Source organism: Streptomyces sp. DvalAA-14, from assembly GCF_900091855.1.
Taxonomy (GTDB): Bacteria; Actinomycetota; Actinomycetes; order Streptomycetales; family Streptomycetaceae; genus Actinacidiphila.
Genome location: NZ_FMCH01000175.1, coordinates 1 through 3,104 on the forward strand (window position 1 = coordinate 1; position 3,104 = coordinate 3,104).

Consider the following 3,104-nt stretch of genomic DNA (forward strand, 5'->3'; position numbering starts at 1 on the left):
GGGCCGGGCCGGTTCGCCGCCGCGACGAGGGGAACGCGCTACGCCGGCTTCACGATCGCCGCCTGGGGGCGGATGGGGAGGCGGCTGACCGGGCGGCCGGTGGCCGCGCGGACGGCGGCGGCGACGGCGGCCGGGGCCGTCACCACGGGGACCGCGCTGACCGCCTTGGCGCCGAAGGGGGCCACGACGTCGCGCTCCTCGACCAGCTTCACGATGCGCACCTCCGGCGCGTCCAGCGCGGTGGGGAGCGGATAGCCGGTCAGGTTGGGGCGTTTGATGATGCCGCGCGGCGCCCGCAGGTCCTCCATCAGCGCCAGGCCGACGCCCTGGGTGAGGCCGGCCTCGATCCGGGCCACCAGCTGGCGGGGGTTGAGGATGCGGCCGACGTCCTGGGCGACCGCCAGCTCCACCACCCGCACCGCGCCGAGTTCGATGTCGACGTCCACCACCGCGCGGACCGCGCAGAAGGTGAGGCCCACGAAGGCGTCGCCCTGGCCGCCCTCGTCGAGCCGGTCGGTGGGGTGGGGGCGGCACTGGGCGGTGGCCCACAGCTCCTTGCCGTCGAGCGTCTCGGCGACCGTGGTGGACAGCACGCCGTCGTAGGAGGTGATCTTGCCGTCGGCGATGGACAGCAGCTCCACCGACATGCCGAACTTCGCGGCCAGCGGCTGGAGCAGCTGGGTGCGGACCATCTTCGCGGCCCGCTCCACCGCCCCGCCGGAGACCCAGGTGTGGCGGCCGCGGGCGGAGGGTCCGGCCGGGGGCTGGTCGGTGTCGGAGGGCAGCACCCGGACGTCCTCCACGCCCAGCACCTCCTGGACGATCTGCCGGGCCAGGGTGGTGAAGCCCTGCCCGGTCTCGACGGCGGCGCAGATCACGCTGGCCCGCCCGTCGTGGACGCGGACAGTCGCGGTGGACACCTCGTCGGTGCCCTCGGCGCCCAGCACGTGGACCATGCCCAGCGCGTAGCCGACGCCGCGGCGGACCGCGCCGGGCTCGCCGGCGCCGGCCGTGCCGCCGGGCAGCAGCCACTGGGACTCGTCGTCGCCGTCGGGCAGCGGCGGCAGCTCCGCGTCGCGGACGGCCTTGAGCAGTTCGCCGACGGGGGCCGGGCAGGTGACCGTCTGCCCGGTGGGCAGCAGATCGCCGGTGCTCAGCACATTGCGCATCCGCACTTCGGCCGGCTCCAGGCCGAGCTTGGCGGCGAGCTTGTCCATCTGGCCCTCGTAGGCCGCGCAGACCTGGAGGGCGCCCTCACCCCGCACATGGCCGGAGGGCGGGTTGTTGGTGCGCACCGCCCAGCCCTCGACGAAGACGTGCGGGACGACGTAGGGGCCGGCGGCGAAGGCGACCGCGGCGGCCAGCGCGTCGGAGGAGGCGTCGGCGTAGGCGCCGGCGTCCAGCAGGATCTGCGCCTCGACCTTGACCAGGCGGCCCTCGGCGTCGGCGTGGTGGCGGTAGCGCAGCAGCGTCGGGTGGCGGTGGGCGTGGCCGAGGAAGGACTCCTCCCGGGTGGCCACGAACTTCACCGGGCAGCCGGTCTTCAGCGCCAGCAGCCCGAGCGGCAGCTGGATGCCGGAGTCCTCGCGGTCGCCCATCGCGCCGGGCACGCCGGTGACGACGACCTTGACCCGGTCGGTCTCCAGGCCGAAGCAGGCGGCGGCCAGGTCGCGGTCGGCGTGCGGATCGGTGGAGGCGACGTACAGCTCGACCCCGCCGTCCGGGCGCGGTACGGCCAGGCCGGCCTCGGCGCCGATGGGGGCCGGGTCCTGGCGGCCGACCCGGTACAGGCCCTCCACCACGATCTCGCCCACGGTGTCCGGGTCGCCGAAGCGCAGCGGGATGTGCCGGATCAGATTGCCGTCGGGGTGCAGCGGCTCGGCGGCGAAAGCCTTCTCCGGGTCGGTGACCGGCTCCAGCACCTCGTACTCGACCAGGATCGCGGCGGCGGCCAGCCGCGCGGTGTCCGGGTGGTCGGCGGCGACCGCGGCGATCGGCTCGCCGTGGTGGCGGACCAGCTCGTGGGCGAAGACCGGGCGGTCGGCGACCTTGCGGCCGTGCATGGCGTCCCCGGGGACGTCCTCGTGGGTGATGACGGCCCGTACGCCGGGCATCGCGACGGCGTCGGCGGTGTCGATCCGGGTGATCCGGGCGTGCGGGTACGGCGAGCGCAGCACGGCCGCCCACAGCAGGCCCTCGGCCCACAGGTCGGCCGCGTAGGGGTAGGTGCCCTGGGTCTTGGCGAGCGCGTCCAGGGACGGCAGGGAGACACCGATGCCGTGCAGCGGACCCTCGGCCAGTGTGGCGGGCGGGGCGCCGGCGGTGATGCCCGTCGAGCCGGCGGTGCCCGTGGTGCCGGTCGCGCCCGCCGTGCCGGCCGTGCCGTCGGTGATGCTCATGCGGCGCCTCCCTGCGGGCCGGGGCCGCCCTGGTGCGGCACGCGGGTCTCGTCGGAGAAGGCGGGGTCGTCGTCGGTGTCGCGGGCGGTGACCACCTCGCGGACCGCGTCGATCACCCCGCGGTAGCCGGAGCAGCGGCACAGATTGCCGCTGAGCGCCTGGCGGATGTCGAGGTCGGTGGGCTTGTGGTTGCCCTCCAGCAGGTCGTGGACGGTCATCGCCATGCCGGGGATGCAGAAGCCGCACTGCACGGCGCCGGAGCCGGCCAGCGCGCACTGGACGTCGGAGGGCCGGCCGTCGACCGTCAGGCCCTCGACGGTGCGCACCTCGCTGCCGGCCGCGGTGGCCGCGGGCACCAGGCAGGAGGCGACCAGCCGGCCGTCCACCTGCACGGAGCAGGCGCCGCACTCGCCCTGCTCGCAGCCGTCCTTGGCCCCGGCGAGGCCGAGGCGCTCGCGCAGCACGTAGAGCAGGGACTCGCCGAGCCAGGCGTCGGTGACGGGGCGTTCGGTGCCGTTGACCCGCAGCATGTAGGAGGCGAGCGGGTGTTCGCTGCGGGTCTCCGGCAGCGGCTCGGGCTCGACGACCGGGTCTGCCTCGGCCTCTTCCTCGGTCTCCTCGGTGTCCTCGTCGCCGTCGGGATGGCCGGCGGGACGGCCACCGGGAACGGTGTCCGCGGCGGCGTCCGCGGGCGAGCCGGCCGCC

General features: G+C 75.7%; 2 protein-coding genes. Both read right to left on the reverse strand.

Going from position 1 to position 3,104, the window contains the following annotated elements; all coding sequences use genetic code 11:
* Positions 1 to 38 precede the first annotated feature (38 nt).
* Positions 39 to 2,399, reverse strand: coding sequence for a xanthine dehydrogenase family protein molybdopterin-binding subunit (locus GA0115240_RS08620; protein ID WP_093736065.1), 2,361 nt, complete (start codon positions 2,397 to 2,399; stop codon positions 39 to 41).
* A partial coding sequence (locus tag GA0115240_RS08625; protein WP_141708778.1) for a (2Fe-2S)-binding protein occupies positions 2,396 to 3,104 on the reverse strand: 709 nt, incomplete at its 5' end. The genes GA0115240_RS08625 and GA0115240_RS08620, both read right to left, overlap by 4 nt.

Excerpts from the sequence above, each read along its gene's own strand:
- GA0115240_RS08620 (WP_093736065.1), bottom strand. The coding sequence starts at position 2,399 with ATGAGCATCACCGACGGCACGGCCGGCACGGCGGGCGCGACCGGCACC.